The organism is Streptomyces sp. NPDC029138 (assembly GCF_055564375.1).
On sequence record NZ_JBVHWM010000020.1, the window covers coordinates 99052 to 116566 of the forward strand.

19 protein-coding genes and 1 pseudogene are annotated in these 17515 nt (G+C 71.2%); 3 read left to right on the top strand and 17 right to left on the bottom strand.

Annotated elements, in window-relative coordinates; genetic code table 11:
• Nucleotides 1–640: 640 nt before the first annotated feature.
• The 3 genes from ACZ4WH_RS18575 to ACZ4WH_RS18585 all read right to left on the bottom strand — a co-directional run bounded on the left by ACZ4WH_RS18575 (nt 641) and on the right by ACZ4WH_RS18585 (nt 3109).
• Nucleotides 641–1426, bottom strand: a complete 786-nt coding sequence (locus tag ACZ4WH_RS18575; RefSeq protein ID WP_468181646.1) for a class I SAM-dependent methyltransferase — start codon at nt 1424–1426, stop codon at nt 641–643.
• A 67-nt stretch (nt 1427–1493) separates the two neighbouring features.
• Nucleotides 1494–1997 carry a GNAT family N-acetyltransferase gene (locus ACZ4WH_RS18580; RefSeq protein ID WP_468181676.1) on the bottom strand — a complete coding sequence of 168 codons (504 nt, stop codon included), beginning with the start codon at nt 1995–1997 and terminating at the stop codon, nt 1494–1496.
• 239 nt (nt 1998–2236) lie between these two features.
• Entirely contained in the window at nt 2237–3109 is an 873-nt protein-coding gene (locus ACZ4WH_RS18585; protein WP_468181648.1) for an LLM class flavin-dependent oxidoreductase, read from the bottom strand.
• Nucleotides 3110–3205: 96 nt separating this feature from the next.
• Between ACZ4WH_RS18585 and ACZ4WH_RS18590 the strand changes: the two are divergent.
• Nucleotides 3206–3592 (top strand): annotated as a pseudogene (locus tag ACZ4WH_RS18590) (DUF192 domain-containing protein); the annotation flags it as partial.
• 124 nt (nt 3593–3716) lie between these two features.
• Here ACZ4WH_RS18590 and ACZ4WH_RS18595 read toward each other — a convergent pair.
• The 6 genes from ACZ4WH_RS18595 to ACZ4WH_RS18620 form a co-directional block, all read right to left on the bottom strand.
• Nucleotides 3717–4340 carry an OmpA family protein gene (locus tag ACZ4WH_RS18595; RefSeq protein WP_468181650.1) on the bottom strand — a complete coding sequence of 208 codons (624 nt, stop codon included), beginning with the start codon at nt 4338–4340 and terminating at the stop codon, nt 3717–3719.
• A 7-nt stretch (nt 4341–4347) separates the two neighbouring features.
• A complete protein-coding gene (locus ACZ4WH_RS18600) occupies nt 4348–4929 on the bottom strand; it encodes a hypothetical protein (RefSeq protein ID WP_468181652.1) in 582 nt (193 codons plus the stop codon).
• A 34-nt stretch (nt 4930–4963) separates the two neighbouring features.
• Nucleotides 4964–5557, bottom strand: a complete 594-nt coding sequence (locus tag ACZ4WH_RS18605) for a pilus assembly protein TadG-related protein (protein WP_468181654.1) — start codon at nt 5555–5557, stop codon at nt 4964–4966.
• Nucleotides 5557–5742 carry a hypothetical protein gene (locus tag ACZ4WH_RS18610; RefSeq protein ID WP_468181656.1) on the bottom strand — a complete coding sequence of 62 codons (186 nt, stop codon included), beginning with the start codon at nt 5740–5742 and terminating at the stop codon, nt 5557–5559. The genes ACZ4WH_RS18605 and ACZ4WH_RS18610 overlap by 1 nt, the downstream gene beginning before the upstream one ends.
• Nucleotides 5743–5867: 125 nt before the next feature.
• Nucleotides 5868–6626, bottom strand: coding sequence for a response regulator (locus ACZ4WH_RS18615; protein WP_468181658.1), 759 nt, complete (start codon nt 6624–6626; stop codon nt 5868–5870).
• Between the two features lie 10 nt (nt 6627–6636).
• Entirely contained in the window at nt 6637–7893 is a 1257-nt protein-coding gene (locus tag ACZ4WH_RS18620) for a sensor histidine kinase (protein ID WP_468181660.1), read from the bottom strand.
• Between ACZ4WH_RS18620 and ACZ4WH_RS18625 the strand changes: the two genes are divergently transcribed.
• Nucleotides 7892–8578 (top strand): hypothetical protein, encoded by a 687-nt coding sequence (locus tag ACZ4WH_RS18625; RefSeq protein ID WP_468181662.1) that lies wholly within the window; start codon nt 7892–7894, stop codon nt 8576–8578. The two genes, ACZ4WH_RS18620 and ACZ4WH_RS18625, sit on opposite strands and share 2 nt — an antisense overlap.
• Here ACZ4WH_RS18625 and ACZ4WH_RS18630 read toward each other — a convergent pair.
• The 8 genes from ACZ4WH_RS18630 to ACZ4WH_RS18665 are packed head-to-tail and all read right to left on the bottom strand — an operon-like array spanning nt 8565 to nt 15353.
• Nucleotides 8565–9452, bottom strand: coding sequence for a DUF5936 domain-containing protein (locus tag ACZ4WH_RS18630; protein WP_366748775.1), 888 nt, complete (start codon nt 9450–9452; stop codon nt 8565–8567). The two genes, ACZ4WH_RS18625 and ACZ4WH_RS18630, sit on opposite strands and share 14 nt — an antisense overlap.
• A gap of 13 nt (nt 9453–9465) precedes the next feature.
• Nucleotides 9466–10410 carry a type II secretion system F family protein gene (locus tag ACZ4WH_RS18635; protein WP_468181664.1) on the bottom strand — a complete coding sequence of 315 codons (945 nt, stop codon included), beginning with the start codon at nt 10408–10410 and terminating at the stop codon, nt 9466–9468.
• 11 nt (nt 10411–10421) lie between these two features.
• Nucleotides 10422–11759 carry a CpaF family protein gene (locus tag ACZ4WH_RS18640; RefSeq protein WP_468181666.1) on the bottom strand — a complete coding sequence of 446 codons (1338 nt, stop codon included), beginning with the start codon at nt 11757–11759 and terminating at the stop codon, nt 10422–10424.
• Between the two features lie 18 nt (nt 11760–11777).
• Complete coding sequence (locus tag ACZ4WH_RS18645) at nt 11778–12119, bottom strand: TadE/TadG family type IV pilus assembly protein (protein ID WP_468181668.1); 342 nt, start codon at nt 12117–12119, stop codon at nt 11778–11780.
• Between the two features lies 1 nt (nt 12120).
• On the bottom strand, nt 12121–12501 hold the full coding sequence (locus tag ACZ4WH_RS18650) for a TadE family protein (RefSeq protein ID WP_468181670.1): 381 nt from the start codon (nt 12499–12501) through the stop codon (nt 12121–12123).
• Between the two features lie 7 nt (nt 12502–12508).
• Nucleotides 12509–13744 (bottom strand): AAA family ATPase, encoded by a 1236-nt coding sequence (locus ACZ4WH_RS18655; RefSeq protein WP_468181672.1) that lies wholly within the window; start codon nt 13742–13744, stop codon nt 12509–12511.
• 9 nt (nt 13745–13753) lie between these two features.
• Nucleotides 13754–14458: a Flp pilus assembly protein CpaB gene (cpaB, locus tag ACZ4WH_RS18660; protein ID WP_468181674.1), complete on the bottom strand. Its 705-nt coding sequence runs from the start codon at nt 14456–14458 to the stop codon at nt 13754–13756.
• A 58-nt stretch (nt 14459–14516) separates the two neighbouring features.
• Complete coding sequence (locus ACZ4WH_RS18665; RefSeq protein ID WP_468181678.1) at nt 14517–15353, bottom strand: hypothetical protein; 837 nt, start codon at nt 15351–15353, stop codon at nt 14517–14519.
• A 371-nt stretch (nt 15354–15724) separates the two neighbouring features.
• Between ACZ4WH_RS18665 and ACZ4WH_RS18670 the strand changes: the two genes are divergently transcribed.
• Nucleotides 15725–17395: a chitinase gene (locus tag ACZ4WH_RS18670; RefSeq protein ID WP_468181680.1), complete on the top strand. Its 1671-nt coding sequence runs from the start codon at nt 15725–15727 to the stop codon at nt 17393–17395.
• Nucleotides 17396–17515 lie beyond the last annotated feature (120 nt).

Sequence of the window (17515 nt, forward strand, 5' to 3'; positions counted from 1 at the left end):
TCGGGGGTTGGTCATGGCCCGCCCCGTCAGTGGGGACGGCGGACCGGTGCCGAGAGGTTCCCGGATCGGGTGCCCGGATTTCCGGGACCGGTTCCCGCATCGGGTTCCCGTGTCGGGGACGAAAAACGGGCCGGTCCGTGGGGGGGAGACGGACCGGCCCGAGGGGGGGTTTCCACCATAACCCTTCGTAAGGGATGGTGGGTGCATCGGCGTGCCACAACTACTCTCCGGAATCGTCCGGCAACGCCCCGGTGGCTGCGGAATGCGGTATTCATGGCACTTCATGGCCGGTTCACGGCGGAATCCCAGGGAAATCCGGTCGCATACGAACGGATTCGTAAGGATTAGGCCATCTTGGGGGCTCATCGGCGAGTTGCCCCGGGTCCCTCCGACGGGCGACGCCGTCAGCGAACGGCGGACTTGACGGTTCCGCTACGGCACCGGGCGAAGGTCGCGCGGCTCCACGGCACCGCGCAGCCCCCTCCACTGCGCGGTACCGCCCGCGCAGCTTTGCTCACGCGAATAACCTTGGTCTGAACTTACGTGGCCGAAGAGACGGATGCGAACCGCTCTCGATAACAATGTGGAAACCATGGGCAAACTCTGGCCGAACTCCGGGCGACCTCTGGTCGACCTCCGGTCAGCGATCGGGCTTCCGTACGTCGAAGAGATGCCGGGCGCTGTGCGCGACGAACGGGCCCTCCTTCTCGATCCGCTCGTGCAGCGCGCGGAGCCGCGCCTCGTACGCCTCGACCGTGAAGCCCGGGACCATCCACACCACCTTCCGCAGGAAGTGGACGACGGCGGCGATGTCATGGAACTCCATCCGCAGCCGCTCCGCCCGCAGCCCGGCCACCTCCAGGCCCGCCGCCTCGGCGTCGGCCCGCTCCCGCTCGGGGTCGCGGCCACCGCGCACCTCCTCCGGCTGCGGCCCGAGGAAGTACTCGACCAGCTCGAAGGCGCTGCCCGGCCCCACGTGCTGGGCGAAGTAGGTGCCGCCGGGCCGCAGCACCCGGGCGATCTCCTCCCAGTACGGCCGCACCGGGTGCCGGCTGAGCACCAGGTCGAACGCCTCGTCCGCGAACGGCAGCGGCGCGTCGTCCGGGGCGGCGACCACCACGACACCCCGGGGCCGCAGCAGGGCGGTGGCCTTCGCCACGTTCGGCGGCCACCCCTCGGTGGCCGCGACCAGCACCGGCCGGGCGGGCTCCGCCCGGCTCAGCGCGAAGTCCAGCACCTCCCCGCCGCCCGTCTGGATGTCCAGCGCGGCCTCCGCCCGGGCCAGCCGCTCCCCCGCCGACCGGGCATACCCCCACGACGGCCGCTCCTCGGTGGCCCGCCCCTCGAACCAGGAGAAGTCCCACCCCGCGGTCGGTACGGCGGCACCCTCGGCCACGAGGTCTTCGAAGGAACGCTGGGCAGTCATACGGCAATGATCCCAGCGGGGCCCCGGCGGTTCCCCTGTTTTTCCGCTCCCGGGCGCCGAGGTGCTCTCAGTTCTCCCCGGACGGCGCCGCGAGTACCAGCAGGACGTGCTCGTCCGTCCCGTGGCGGACCGTGCCGGCCCGCTCGAAGCCGTGTCTCTCCAGCAGCCGCACGGAGGCGGTGTTGCCGGCGAAGGGGTCCGCGTACAGCGGACGCACCGGCTCCAGCTCCAGGAACTGTCCGAGCGCCCGGGTGCCGATGCCGCGGGCCCAGTACGGCCGCCCGAGCCAGTAGCCGACGAACCGCCGCCCGTCCTGCGTCCAGGACACGACGCTCCCGGCAACCTCACCGCCGACGGTGACCGTCCGCACCAGGCAGTCGGGGTCGCCGAGCACCCGCTCCCGCCAGTGCCGGAAGAAGGCGTCCCGCGGCCGGGGGGTGAACCTCGACCGCCGGACGGCTTCGGGGTCGTGCTCGTAGACGAAGAGGGCCTCCAGATCCTGATCCGTGACGGCCCGCAGCCGCACGGCGCGGGCCGGGCCGGGCGTAGCGATCCCGCGCTCACCGGCCATGCCGGCCTTGCGTTCACCGGCCATGTCGGTCTCGCGTTCACCGGCCATGCCGGTCTCGAGTTCACCGGTCACGTCGGCCTTGCGTTCACCGGCCATGCCGGTCTCGAGTTCACCGGCCATGTCGGTCTTGCGTTCACCGGTCATGCCGGCGTCGCGTTCGTCGGTCATGCAGGGGAGTGTGACACCCGCCACTGACAATGCCCCTGACCTGCGCCGGCTCCCCGCCCCGCGCGGTCCGCTCAGGGCACCAGCGGCCGGACCTCCTCCGCGGCGAACCGCACGAAGCCCTCCGGGTCGGGCTCGTCCGCCGTCGGCTGGAGGACCACGGTGTCCGCACCGGCCTCGGCCAGCCGCCGTACCGCCTCGGCCACCGCCCCCGCGTCCCCGGCGACGCCCACGCCCGCCGTCGGCTCCAGCCCCTCGGCGGCGAGTTCGGCGCGCAGCCGGGCCTCCGCGCCGGCACCCGTGGCGGCCAGTAGATAGACGACGATCCGGTGCGCACCGCCGCGTCCGGCCGCCTGCCGCCCCTCCTCCACGAGCTTGCGGGCCCGCCGCACGCCGTCCGCCGACGTGGCGGCGGTGAGCAGGGTGCCGTCGGCCTTCTCGCCGGAGAGCCGGAGCGTACGGGGTCCGGTGCCGCCCGCGAGGACGTCGACCGGGCGCGTCGGGGGCCAGTCGAGGGCGACGCCGTCCAACTGGACGTACCGTCCTCGCACGCTGAGCCGCTCGCCGCGCAGCAGGGCACGCAGGGCGTCGAGATGCTCGCCGAGGAGGCCGAGCGGGGAGGCGGGCCGGGCGCCGACCTGGCCCATCCAGTCCTGCACCCCGTGCCCCACGGTCAGGATGGCCCGGCCGGGGAACATGCGCTCCAGCGAGGCGGCCTCCATGGCGGTGACGGCCACGTTCCTGAGCGGCACGGGCAGCAGGCCGATCCCGACCCGCACCCGCTCGGTCCACGCGAGCGCGGCGGCGGCCGTGGACACCCCGCCCTCCAGGAAGCAGTCCTCCCACAGCCACAGTTCTTCGAGCCCCACGTCATCCGCGAGGCGGGCGACGGCCCGCAGCCGCTCGGGAGGAAGCTGGGGGCGGAATACGACACCGAGTCCTGTCATAGCGCCCTTCCTAGTGGGGAGGACGGAAAAGAACAACGCTTTGTTCTTCCGGGCGAGTTGACGACACGGGTGACCGTGGGGTGGGGAGGTCGGGGCATGAGGCGGCGCTGGCGGGACGGGCGGGGACGGCTGATCGTGCGGGCGGGCTCTGCCTCCGCCTCCGGCGGGGAACGGTCCGCCGCCTCCGTCCCCCTGGAGATCGCGACCTCCTACCGGGCACGGACCAAGGGCCTCCTGGGCCGGGACGCGGTCGACGGGGCGCTGCTGCTGTCACCGGCCGGCGGGGTGCACACGTTCGGGATGCGGATCCCGATCGACGTCGCCTACCTGGACCACCGCCTGACCGTCATCGCCGTCCGCACGATGCGCCCCGGCCGCCTGGGCCTGCCACGCCTGCGGGCACGGCACGTACTGGAGGCGGAGGCGGGGGTGATGGCGGGCTGGGGGGTGCGGCCGGGAGCACGTGTGGAGGTCGAGGCGGAGGTGGATGTGGAGGTGGACATGGAGGTGGATTCGGACACGGACGCGGGGGCGGGGACGGGCACGGGCACGGGGACGGGGACGGGGACGGAAATGGACCGGGGGAACTAGCCGGGGTGGTGGTGCCTCACTGTTGGGTACGGGGAAAGGACACCTCGACCCGGCGGTTCTTCTTCCGGCCGGCCTCGGTGGAGTTGTCGGCGATCGGGTACTGCTCTCCGTAGCCGCGGACGTCGAAGGTGATGGCCGGGGCGTTCAGGTCCTGGTCCAGTACGGCCTGTACGGCGTTGGCGCGCTGTTTGGAGAGGGTGTCACCGTGGGCGGAGGAGCCGAGGTTGTCGGTGAAGCCGAAGACGCGGATCTGGGTCGCGTTCTGCTTCCTGATCTCCTCGGCGATGCCGGCGATGCGGGCCTTGGCCTCCGCGCCGAGCTTGGCGCTGTCCTTGTCGAACAGCACCTCGGCCTGTAGGGCGAAGGTCACGTCCGCGTTGGTGTCCTCGCGCCGTTCGTCCCCGCTCTGGTCCTCCACGACCGACTTGATGTCCAACACCTTGGCCTCGGCAAGCGTGGCCCCCTCCGGAAGCTTCAGATCCGGATCCGTGGGGTCAACCTTCACCGGGGCGGCGGCGGAGGGTTCGGTGCCGGGGGGTTCACTGGGGCCGGTGTCGTCCGCGAGTGCTGTGGCGGCGGGCAGATGCACGAGGATCAGCAGAACAGCGGCTGTGAGGGCAATCCGGGGTGTGGTGATCACTTGAGCCTCACCCGGAGATCTTGATGGGGGCACTGGCGAAGGTGGGCAGTTGGAGAGTCACCTCGGTGGTGTTCGCGGGTGGGGAGGGGAATTGCATGAAGACCGGCAGGGACTGTCCCCCCTGGAGTGTGCCGAGGCCTGTCGTGGTGAGGGGGCGGCCTTCTGTGTCACGCAGTACGTAGTAGCGCTTTTTCCCCTCGGCGTCGACGAGAGTGGCACCACCCAGGGAGAGACCGTGCTTGACGATCTCTGTTTCGTCACCACTCATCTGCGGCGGCACGACGACCGACTTCCCCCCGTCGTTCTTCAGATTGCCGCTCACCGTGACGAAGCCGCCCGAGTCACGCTGGACCGAGGTGACTTGGAGAAGCAGTCCCTCAGTGCCCTTGAGTTCGGCCAAAGGCGCCGTGGATTCCCCTTCTTGCGTACTCGGATCCGATCCCCCGCCCTTGGAGACGGATGCCGACGCGTGAGGCTCCTTGGCATCGTCCCCGCCACCACCGCAGCCGGCCACACTGACGGCGAAGCCCACCACGAGGGTCAGCGCGATCACGCCCTTGCGGGCCTTCGCAGTGCACCGAATGCTCATCGCTCCGCTTCCTTCTTCCCTCGTCGTTCGCATGTCAGTCGGCCAGGTGGACATCGAAGAGATCCTCGGGCTTGGGCAGCCCTGCTTGGTCCTCGGGTTCCAGCTCCCAGACCTTGCCGTCACACGTGAGTTCAGGCAGCGTGTCGTCTTCCGCGTCGTCGCCCGGGAGCTGGAACGTACAGAGCGGCTGGATCTCGGCAGTGGCAGAAGCCGTCGACTTGATGTTTTCTGTCGTGGGCACTACGGAATCGCCAACAGATTTGTTGGTCGTGACTTCCGCCTTGTACTTGAGAGGCGGGAGCGGATAACAGTGGTCGAGATGCGCGTCGTTCTGCGCGGCGAGTTGTCCGGCACGCCCGCACGGGTCGGCTATGTCCGCATCCCCGTGGAAGATGTCCTGCCATTTGGTGGGATCCGTCAGATCCTTCACCCACTGACCCGCTAGCTGGTCGCGTACGTCCTGAGCCGCCGCCAGGGCCGCTGCGTCAGCCGCTGTCTGTGCGCCACTTCTGTTCACTGCGGCTTGGCCGACCGCAAGGTAGGCGAACGCAAGAAAGAGCAGGCCCGCCACCACCGTGATGTAGATGGGAAAGGCCTGCCCGTCGTCCTGATGCCTCAGAAGAGGCATCAAGTGATTTCGTTGATCTTCGCAAGAATCTTCTGCAAGATCGACTGACCGATGCTGGTGCCCGTAACCGCCAGCACGATCGCCACCACCACCGCGATGATCCCGAGGTACTCGACGGCGGTCTGCCCCTTGTCGTCGGTGCGGCGCTGCATCGCCACCATCAACTTCAGCATCCAGTCGCTCATGACGCTCCCCTCCGGCTTCGCTTCGGATTCCGGAAACGTAAAGCTCGGAGCAGCGACCGTCAGAGGGCCCCAGGGCCCAACGCCAGGCCCATTTGGGGTTCGGGGTTTTCTTCCGGTGGGTCATATCAAGCCACCCCCAGCCACTTCGCCGTCGCCTGGGATCGGGTCGTGCTGTGGAGCTTGGCGAAGATGCGGTTGATGTGGTTCTTGACCGTCTTCTCGCTGATGAAGCAGGCGGCGGCGATCTGCTGGTTCGTCATGCCGGACGCGATGAGGTCCATGATCTCCGCCTCCCTACTGCTCAGCCGGAACCGTGACCGGAACGACTGTCCCATAGGTGGTTGCATTTGCGAAAGGGGTCGGGGGGGTAAGTCTGCCGTGACAGCGGGGTGTTCCGGGTTCTCGTGTGCAGGTGCATCCCCTCTCAGCCCCGCCAGCAACGCCCTCGCCGCCCCCGGTGTCACATGCGGGCGCCCCTCCCGTACATCCCGCACCGCCGTCACCAACTGCTCCGTCGTGAACTCGCCGTGCACCAGATATCCACCCGCCCCCAGCCGCAGCGCCTCCCGCACGGTCTCCGTCTCATGGCTGTAGGTGAGCATCATGACGGGGGCCAGCCCCACCAGGTGGGGCAACGCCGAGATTCCGTCGACTCCGGGCATGCGGACGTCGAGGAGGATGACGTCCGGCCGGTGCCGAAGCGCCGCCTCGTACGCCTCCCGCCCGTCCCTCGCCTCCGCCACCACCGTGGTGTCCGGGTGACCCGAGAGCAGGGCCGTCAGACCGGCGCGGACCACGGGGTTGTCGTCGGCGACCAGCAGCCGCAGCGGCGGGGACACCGGCGCCGGGGGCGGGAACGGCTGTGGTTGGTGTCGTGGACGCATGTGCCTCCTCTCAAGCATTCCGGGACACGGGGGTGGACGCCGGCGGTGTCAGCAACGGGACCTCCAGGCGGACCTCCGTGCCTCGTTCGTGGGTGCCCCTTCCGATGCGGATCCGGGCGCCGGCCTGTGCGGCCCGTTCCACCATGCCGAGCAGGCCGAAGTGGCCGGAACCGCGTAGTTCTTCGAGCGTCGTGCCGGGCGGGAGGCCCGTGCCGTCGTCGTGGATCGTGAGGCGGAGCAGGTGGCCGTCGACCGCCGCCCGCATGTCCACCCGGGTCGCGGACGCGTGGCGGTGGGCGTTCTCCAGTGCCTCCGTGGCGATGGAGAGGACCTGGCGGGAGAGGGGGGCCGGCAGCGGCGGCAGACCGGTCCCGTCGCTCGCCTTGTCCTCCCCCTCCTTGTCCTCCCTCTCCTTCCCTCCCCAGTCGCACGTCACCCTCAACCCCGTGCGTCTCGTGAAGTCCGCCGCCCGGTGCGCCAGTTCCTGCCAGAACGGCACCCGGTCCGGCGCGTCCGGCTGCTCCCGGCGTAGGTCCGTCAGCAGTTCCCGGGACTCCGCCGCCGCCCTGCGCGCCGAGCGGGACACCAGTTCCGCCTGTTCCCTGATGCGGGCCGGGTCGGGGGTCTCGGCCGACGCCGTGGCCGCCAGGCCGTCCGCCGCCATGGCCACGCCGTACAGGGTCTTGGCCACGGAGTCGTGCATCTCGCGGGCCAGCCGGGCGCGTTCCGCGCTCACCGCCTCCGCCGCCGCGAGGCGGGTCTGGACCGTCGTCAGGGCCTGGGTCGCCGCGCCGAAGCGGAGCATCAGGTTGCGCAGGGTGGAGCCCATGGCACCGGCGATGACGCACAGGCCGGGCAGGAGGAGGGCCTCGGCGACGGGCGCGTGACGGTCGGCCTTCAGGGTCGCGTGGACCAGCAGCAGGATCAGGGACTGGAGCGAGGCGAAGCAGGCCGCGCCGCGCCAGCTGTAGACCAGGCCGGCCAGGAGCGGGGTGCAGACGCTGACGTAGGCGAGGGTGGTGTCCGGGCCCGCCGAGATGAGGAGGAAGGAGCCGAAGAGGGTGTCGGCGGCCAGCAGGCTGGGATGGCGCAGGAGGAGGGGGCCGAAGCGTTCCCAGTCGCGGAAGAGGACGTAGGACACCATGAAGGTGACGACCACGGCCGCGCCGACCAGGCGGGCGCCCAGGCCGGGGGCCGCGTTGAGGAGGGCTGCGGGGGCCGACAGGACGATCATCGCCAGGCGGAAGCCGAAGACCTGGCGGCACATGGCCTGGAGGGCACGGACCTGGAGCTTCTCGGAGGGCTCGGCCGGGGCGACGACCGGGGGCGCCTCCGCCGCGGCAGCCCCCGGCGTCACAGCCCCCGCCGCAGCAGCCCCCGCCGCCGCCCTTGTCGCCGCCACCGCCGGGTCCGGCGAGCCTTCCTGGGGCGTCCCCACCGCTTCAGCCGTTGTCGCGCCCGCCCTTGCCGCCGCCGGGTCCGGCGAAGCCTCCCGGGGCGCCCCCGCCGCAGCAGCCCCCGCAGCCGTTGTCGCCGCCGCCGGGTCCGGCGCCCCCGCCGCCGCACCCGCCGCCGCAGCCCTCGTCGCCGCCGCCGACCGGTCCGGCGAGCCCTCCTGGGGCGCCCCCACCGCCTCAGCCGTTGTCGCGCCCGCCCTTGTCGCCGCCGCCGGGACCGGCGAACCCTCCCGGGGCGCCCCCGCCGCAGCAGCCCCCGCCGCCCTTGTCGCCGCCGCCGGGTCCGGCGCCCCCGCCGCCGCAGCCGTCGTCGCCGCCGCCGACCGGTCCGGCGAGCCCTCCGTCCCAACGCCGCCCGCCCCGGGATTCCGCCTCCGCCCGGCCCCCCTCGCCCACGCCCCGACCCGCACTCCCCCCACCCGCATGCCCCGCCCCGCGAGCCCCCTCAGCCCCGTCGACCCCGTCACCGCCACGCCCGTCCTCACTCCCCCGTGAGCGAGCCGAAGTCCACGCCGGAGCCGAGGAGCAGGCCGGCGCCCAGCAGGAGCATCGTCGCCGGGACCATGAACGTGGTGATCATCAGCGTGGCCTTCGGTACCGCCCGCGCGGCCTTGCGGCGGGCGTTCTGGGCGTCGGTGCGGCGCATGTCCTTGGCCAGGGAGACCAGCGTGTCCACGATGGGCGCGCCCAGCTCCTCCCCCTGCTGCAACGCCGTCACGAACATGGCCACCTGCTCGGAGTCGTTGCGCCGGCGCAGCTCCGCGAAGGCCTCGCGGCGGCTCATGCCGAGGTCCATCTGGCGCAGGGTGATGCGCAGTTCGTCGGCCCACGGGCCCTCGTAGCGGGAGGCGACCCGGTCCAGGGCCTGCCGGAAGCCGAGCCCCGCGCTGACGACCACCGCCAGGACGTCCAGGAAGTCCGGCAGGGTGCGTTCGATGACGTCCTTGCGGACCCGGATCGCCGACCAGAGGCCGACCTCCGTCCAGAACGCGCCGAACAGGAGCAGCAGGACGGCCACGAACCACTGGCCGCGCAGAAGGAAGACGAGGAAACCCACGCCGCCCAGCGCGCCGTAGACCGCGCGGCGGGCCGCGTAGCGGTCGATGGTCAGGCCGCCGGGGTTGCCCGCGAGGTCGATCTTCCGGCGGTACCTGGCCACCAGGCGCGGGCCCATCAGGCGCAGCACGGCCGGGGCGTAGCGCATGCCCATGCGGTCGATGACCGAGCCGACGGCGCCGGTGCGGGTGGCGCCGACCTCCAGGGCGACGGCGAGGTCGCCGGGGAGCCTGGCGTCCGCGCGGTACATGCGGATGCCGGCGAAGACGCCCCAGACGCCGAGGCCCATCAGCAGGGCGAGCAGGTATGCCATCGGGTCACCTCCCTCAGACGTCGATCCGGCTCATCCGGCGGATGAGGACGAAGCCGACGGCGTACATGGCGAACGCGATGATCACGCACGCCTGGCCGACCGGGGAGCCGGTCATGCGGTCCAGCGCGCCGTCCTTGACGCCGTTCATCAGGAACAACGCGCCGATCCCGAGGACGGGCACGGCGTACGACGTCATGGTCACCTGGGAGAGCTGGGTGCGGATCTCGCGCCGGGTCTCCTTGCGCTCCTCCAGGGTCTCGGTCAGGTTACGCAGCGCGGAGACGACCTGGCCGCCCGCCCGGTTCGACAGCACCAGCGTGGTGACCAGGACGACCAGTTCGCGGGAGGGGAGACGGTCGGCCAGCTCGCCGAGGGCGTCATCCAGGGAGTGGCCGATGGCCAACTGGTCCGCCACCTTGGCCAGTTCCTCGCCGGCCGGGGCCTCCAGCTCCTCCGCCGCCATGCCGATCGCGGTGCGCAGGGCGAGGCCGGCCTGGGTGGCGTTGGCCAGGATGCGGGCCAGTTCCGGGAGTTGGTTGATGAAGCGTTCGATGCGCTTCTGCCGCTGCCAGTTGAGGAACTGGACCGCCCCCCAGATGCCCAGCAGGCCCGCGAGCGGGCCGAAGAACGGGGCCAGGGTGGCCTGGCCGACCAGCCAGAGCGCGGCCACCGTCGCGAGCATGGCGGCGAAGAACTCCCCCGGCGTGACGTCCAGGCCGGTCGCCGCCAGGCGCAGCTCCAGCCGGCGGCCGAGGCGGGTACGGCGCAGCCGCCGGTCCAGGTCGCGGAAGTGGCGTCTGCGGCCGGTCGCGGACGGCGGGCCGGTGTGCGCGAGGCGGTCCACGAGGGCGGCGCGCCGGGCCCGGCCGGAGGCGTAGGCGTGGACGCCGGCCACCGCCAGGACGCAGGTCAGCAGCGTCACGCCGGTGGTGAGCTGGACGAGGGTGTGGAGTTCCATGGTCCTGGGTCCTACCTGGCTTCTCGGGTGGCGAGCTGGTCGGCGGAGCGGGCGACGCCGAAGGCCTGCGGGATGGGCTGGCTCGCCATGTAGAGGCGGTCGGCGGTACGGCGGGGCAGCGGGAAGTACCGGAAGGCGCCGTACACGCGGCCGTCCGGGGTCATGGGCTGTGCGTCGAAGCGCGCCACGGTCGCCAGCCGGTACGGCTCCCCGCCGTGGCTGTCGAGCAGCGCGATCTCGGTGATCCGGCGGGCGCCGTCGGCGAACCGGGTGAGCTGGACGATGACGTCGACCGCGCTGTTGATCTGGTCGTGCAGGGCGACGAAGGGCACCTCGACGTCGGACATGGAGGCCAGGGTCTGCAACCGCGTCAGCGCGTCCTCGGCGCTGTTCGCGTGCACGGTCGCCAGCGAGCCGTCGTGACCCGTGGACATCGCCTGGAGCATGTCGAGTGACTCGCCGCCGCGGACCTCACCGACCACGATCCGGTCGGGTCGCATCCGGAGGGAGTTGCGGACCAGGTCGCGGATGGTGACCTGGCCCTTGCCCTCCACGTTCGGCGGGCGCGACTCCAGGCGGACCACATGGGTCTGCTGGAGCTGGAGTTCGGCGGAGTCCTCGATGGTGATGATGCGCTCGTGCGACGGGATCAGCCCGGACAGGGCGTTCAGCAGGGTGGTCTTCCCGGTGCCGGTCGCGCCGGAGACGATGATGTTGAACTTCGCCTGCACCAGGCCAGCCAGCAGATACACCATGTGCTCGTCCAGCGAGCCGAAGCCGATCAGCTCCTGGAGGGTGAAGGAGCGCGGGAAGCGGCGGATGGTGAGGATCGGGCCGGTCAGGGACAGCGGCGGGATGATGACGTTGACCCGCTCGCCGGACGGCAGACGCGCGTCCACCATCGGGTTCGACTCGTCCACGCGGCGGTTGACCGTCGACACGATCCGCTCGATGGTCTGCATCAGCTGGTCGGCGGAGACGAAGCGGAGGGGGAGTTGTTCCACCCGGCCGCCGCGCTCGACGAAGATCGCGTCGGGGCCGTTGACCATGATCTCCGTGATCGACGCGTCCTCCAGCAGCGGCTCCAGGATGCCGAGGCCCAGCGCCTCGTCCACGACCCGGCGGATCAGCTGCGACCGCTCGACCGTCGACAGCACCGGGCCCTCGCGGCTGATGATGTGCCCGAGCACCCGCTCCAGCCGCGCCCGGCGTTCGGCGGCGGCCAGCGAACTCATCTCCGCGAGGTCGATCTCCTCCAGCAGCTTGGCCCGGTAGGAGGCGACCAGATGCCCGTCCTCGCCCCGGCTGCCGTGCTCCTCCGGGGTGCTGATGCGTGCCCGCAGACTCATGGGATCGCTTCTCCTCGGTCAGTGGTCGAGCGGCATGGTGGCGGACTTGGTGGCGTTGCCGAGGTCCCAGACGATGGTGGGGATGTGGACGGTCGCGGTGACGGTGACCGAGTCATCCCCTGGGGCGGACGAGCAGGACACCTGGAGTCCGCCGCTCACCGCGTCGGCGCAGGCCTGCGTGTACGACTGGTCCAGCGAGGCCGCCCGCGCCCCCGCCCTGGCCGCCGTACCGGCCTGCTCGGCGGCGTAGGCGACGGCGCCGATCTGGAAGCCGGCCAGGCCGACGATCAGCAGGACGGGCACGAAGCCGAGGTATTCGATGGCCACTTGGCCCCGGTCGCGTCTCGGGCGGTACGGCATCTCAGCGCTTCACCTCCTCGACGGCTCCGGCGTGGCCGTGCACGGTGACGGGGAAGGAGATCACGCCCGGGAAGAGGACCGGGACCTTGAGGGAGACATCGGCCGTGACATAGCCGGACGGACTGCACTGCACCGACGCGTCCCCCTTCCACGCTCCCGACAGGTGCTTGAGCCCCGCCTCCGCGCACGCGGCCTCACGCGCGCCTCCCCGTGGCGCGGCCGTACCCGCCCGCGCCGCCTCGTCCGCAGCATTCCCGGCGAGCGTGAAGGTGTATCCCACGAGCACGGCCTGCCACATGAGCACCAGCGTCATAACGATCAGCGGGGTCATGCCCAGGAACTCGATGCTCACCTGCCCCCGGTCCCCGTCCGGCCTTCTCATCAGGGGCTCACTCCTTCCGCCGCCGCAGGCTCACGGAACCGCGCCCGCCCCCGCGATGGGAGGCTCCCTCCGCCGCCTTCACCAGACCCAGCTCCCCCGCGAGCCCCCACAGCGCCTGCCTCACCGTGCTCCTGGCGTCGAGTTCATGGACCCGCCCGGCGTCCACGACCCCTTGCAGCTCCTTGAAGTTGGCGGGTACGGCCGTACGTGCCAGCGCCGTCCCCGTGATGCGCTGCACGAGCGCGGGCTGGATCTCCGTACTGCGTGTGTGCCGGTTGACGACCACGGTCGTCTCCTCGGCCTTGCGGATCTGGAGCCGGTCCCACATCCGTACGGTCCGTTTCGCGGCGCGTACGGCGATGACGTCCGGGGTGGTGACCAGCAGCGCGGTGTCGGCCATCTCGACGGCCGCCGCGCCGGCGCCGCTGAGCTGGGCGCCGCAGTCGATGACGACGACCTCGTAGCGGGAGCGCAGGGCGCTGACGAGCTGGCGGGTGGCGCGGTCGGTGACCTCCTCGCCGCGTTCGCCCTCGCCGGGCGCGAGGAGCAGGGCGAGGCCGGTGTCGTGGCGGAAGACGGCGTCGGCGAGGACGCGGGGCGAGATGTCGGTGATGGCGGCCAGGTCGGCCACCGACCGACGGAACTGGATGTCCAGGTAGGAGGCGATGTCGCCGGTCTGGAGGTCGAGGTCGACGAGGGCGGTGGCGCGGCCGGAGGCCTGGGCGGCGAGGGCCAGCTGGATGGCGGTCAGTGTCGCGCCCACGCCTCCCTTGGCGCCGCTGACCGTGACGACGGTGCCGCCGGCCCCGGCGAGCATCTCGGCGCCGTGCCCGAGGTGCCGTCGTACCCCCGTCGACCACTGGGCGACGGCCTGCACGCGGTTGGCGAGTTCCTCGTACGACAGCGGGAGCGCGACCAGGCCGCGGGCGCCGGAGTCCATGGCGGCGGCGAACAGGCCGGGGCTCGCGTCGGTGGTGACGAGGATGACGCCGACGGCCGGGAAGCGCAGGGCGACCTCGCGGATCAGTTCGAGGGCCGGGACGGGCCCGATCCGCTCGTGGACGACCACGACCTCGGGCAGTTCGTCGACGGACTCGGCGGCGAGCCGGGCGAGGGTGTCGACCACCTGGGTGGAGTCGGTCACCGGGGGCTGTGGCTCGGCGTCGGGGAGCTGGCTGAGCAGGGTGGTGAGGGAGCGGACGGCGTCCGGGTCCGCGCCGGCCGGGAGAATCCTGGTGGGCATGGCCGCCTCTCACTTGTCCGTCGAGAGTTCGTAGGTGCGGTCCTTGTCGGGGACGCTGGTCTCGCTGCCGGGGGCCACGAGCGCGAGCCGGACGCGCTGGGCGAAGGACTCGGCGTAGGTGACGCGCTGGGCGTCGATGGTGGACAGCGCGAAGGTGATGGGGACGGCTTCGGTGGCCTGCTGGTTCTTGTCGCGGTCGGGTTCGAGGGCGGTGATCCGGCCGACGTCGATGACGCGGGCGTTGGTCACGATGATCTTCGACTGGTCCGGGTCGCCCTCCTTCTTTCCCTCGAAGGTGGCATAGACGTTGACCCGCGACCCCGGGGTGATCTTCCCGGCCACGCCGGTCGCCGCGTCGATCATGATGGCGACCTCCTGCTGGCCGGGCTGGAGGGCGGGCCGGTCCACGATCATGTCGGTCTGGAGCAGGGAGCCGGCGTGCAGGGTGGTCACGGCGATCTTGCCGCGGATCTGCCTGAGGTCGGTGACGGCGTTGCCGGACAGCCACCGCTTCGGCATCTCGATCTTCTCGAACTGGCCCGTGTCCAGGGCGGTGTACGGCTTCACCTCGGACCTGACCCGGTAGGCGGCGACCTCGGGACCGACCTTGGAGTTCGCGTCGTGGATGACGGAGAGCACGCCGGCGAACGCGCCCAGCGCGCACAGGACCGACAGGATCAGGAGTATCACGCCGCGGCGCTGACGGGAGTTCATGAACCGTGCAACCTCATTGGGGGAATCGGCCGAGCGGGACGGGTCAGGTTCGCGCAGGTCAGGCGGACGTTCGCTGTTCCAGGGCGCGGGGTGGTTCCTGGGCGGGCGGGGTGGCGGAGCAGAAGACGCAGCGGTCGCCGATGACGTCGAGGCCGCACCAGTGACAGCTGGTCTGCCGTACGGAGGTGACCAGTTGGTAGAGGACGGACAGGTCGGCGAGGTAGCCGCAGAACTCGACCATGCGGCCGGTCCCCCACCACACCGGGGACTCGGCGGGCAGCGGGGTCTCGCGCAGCCCGTGCACCCCCCACCGCGTGCCCAGCCCGGCGGCCCAGTCGCTCTGCAACTGCCCCTTCGCGACCAGCAGCCAGGTGCTGAACTCGGGCCCCTTGAGCGTGGCTTCGGGGGCGACCTTGACGAGCTGGGGCTCGGGATGGGCGAGGACGGCGAACTGGCTGCCCGGCACCCAGGACCTGGCGTGCGCCTTGAGCCCGACCGGGACCCGGTCCAGCTTGGCGACGGAGCCGAGGACGGCGCCGGCGTGGATGTAGTGGGTGAGCAGCCGTCCGGCGGAGGCGAGCACGCCCGGGCTCAGGTCGCAGGAGGCGAGCTGGCGCAGCTGCCGGGCCAGGACGGCGATGCCGAGCGGCGGTAACTCCGGCCGGAACAGGGCGATGCGGTCGCTCTCCAGCAGCGAGCGCAGGGTGTACAGCCGCCGTACGACCGGCTCCGGGGTGGCCTGTGAGCAGACGACGACCACATAGCCGTACTGCTCGGTGAGGGAATGGAGTTCGGTGAGGGCCTGGTCCAGCGGCTTGTGGTCGAGGCCGGTCAGCACGACGGCGGGCATGGTCCGTTCGTCCTGCGCCGGCAGCGCCATGTCGGCACTGGTCACGGCAATGGCAGTTGGCACGCGCAGCTCCCCGCTCTTCACACCCGCCGGCCCACCGGTGTAACTCCAATGCGCCAGGACGACTTCATTGCGTGACTACCTGAGCACTGTATCCACGGGCGTATGACCGGAGAACAGCGTTTGTGAAGCCGGTGTGGAACTCTCCCGGAGCAAGTCCCGCCAAACCTGGACAGGTTGAGCCACCGATCGGAGACGGTTTTGGTCTGGACCTCTTGACACCCGGATTGGTCTGGACCAACTTAGGCGCAAGCGGTGGCCACCGCCCCCCTCCTCCCCTCCCCGCCCACTCCCCCACGGAGGCTCCAGTGGACCGCGCACCAGGCATACCCAGACCCCGCGGACGGCGGCTCGCGATGTGGTCCGCCGCCACCGCCCTGGCCCTCTCGGTCGCGGGCCTCGCCGCGGCCGCCCCCGCGTCCGCCGCGGACGTCAACAACGTGAAGAACGCGGGCTTCGAGTCGGGCCTGACCAACTGGACGTGTACGGCCGGCAGCGGCACGACGGTCACGTCACCGGTGCACGGGGGCACCGCGGCCCTGAAGGCCACCCCGGTCGGCCAGGACAACGCCCGGTGCACCCAGGCGGTCGCGGTCAAGCCCAACTCGACGTACACGCTGAGCGCGTGGGTCCAGGGCGGCTACTCCTACCTGGGCGTGACGGGCACCGGCACGACGGACGTCTCGACGTGGACCCCCGACTCCACGTCCTGGAAGCAGCTCACGACGACGTTCACGACGGGCGCGTCCACGACCTCGGTCACGGTCTACACCCACGGCTGGTACGGCCAGGCGGCCTACTACGCCGACGACGTCTCGGTCTACGGCCCCGACGGCGGCGGAGGCACCGACCCCGCCCCGACGGTCCCGGCGGCCCCGGCCGGCCTCTCCGTGACCGGTACGACGTCCTCCTCGGTCTCCCTGTCCTGGTCGGCGGTGTCGGGCGCGACGGGCTACAACGTCTACCGGAACGGCACCAAGGTCACGGCCGTGACCGGCACGTCGGCGACGGTGACCGGCCTCGCGGCGTCGACGTCGTACTCCTTCCAGGTCACGGCGACCAACGCGGCGGGCGAGTCGGCCAAGTCGGCGACGGTGACCGGCACGACGACCTCCGGCACGGGCGGCGGAGGCGGCGGCTCCCTCCCCAAGCACGCGGTGACCGGCTACTGGCAGAACTTCAACAACGGCGCCACGGTCCAGAAGCTCTCGGACGTCCCGTCCTCCTACGACATCATCGCGGTGGCCTTCGCCGACGCGACGTCGACCCCGGGAGCCGTGTCCTTCACCCTGGACTCCGCCGGCCTCGGCGGCTACACCGTCGACCAGTTCAAGGCGGACATCAAGGCCAAGCAGGCGGCCGGCAAGAAGGTCATCATCTCGGTCGGCGGCGAGAAGGGCTCGGTGTCGGTCAACGACGCCGCCTCGGCCACCAACTTCGCGAACTCCGTCTACTCGCTGATGCAGACGTACGGCTTCGACGGCGTCGACATCGACCTGGAGAACGGCCTGAACGCGACCTACATGACCCAGGCCCTGCGCGCCCTGTCGTCGAAGGCCGGCTCGTCCCTGATCATCACCATGGCCCCGCAGACGATCGACATGCAGTCCACGTCGAACACCTACTTCCAGACGGCCCTGAACATCAAGGACATCCTCACGGTCGTCAACATGCAGTACTACAACAGCGGTTCCATGCTGGGCTGCGACGGCAAGGTCTACAGCCAGGGCACGGTCGACTTCCTGACGGCCCTCGCCTGCATCCAGCTGGAGGGCGGCCTCTCCCCGTCCCAGGTAGGCCTCGGCCTCCCGGCCTCCACCCGCGCGGCGGGCAGCGGCTACGTCTCCCCCACGGTGGTCAACAACGCCCTGGACTGCCTGACGACGGCCACCAACTGCGGCACCTTCAAGCCGTCCAAGACCTACCCCACCCTCCGGGGCGCGATGACCTGGTCCACGAACTGGGACGCGACATCGGGCAACGCGTGGTCGAACCCGGTGGGGGCCCACGTCCACGCACTCCCCTGACCTGACCCTCTGAACCCGTACAGGGGGGGGGGGGGGGTGGTGGGGGGGGGGGGGGGGGGGGGGGGGGAGGGAGGGGGGGGGTGGGGGGGGGGGGGTTCGGGTTTCCGGTGTACACAGCAG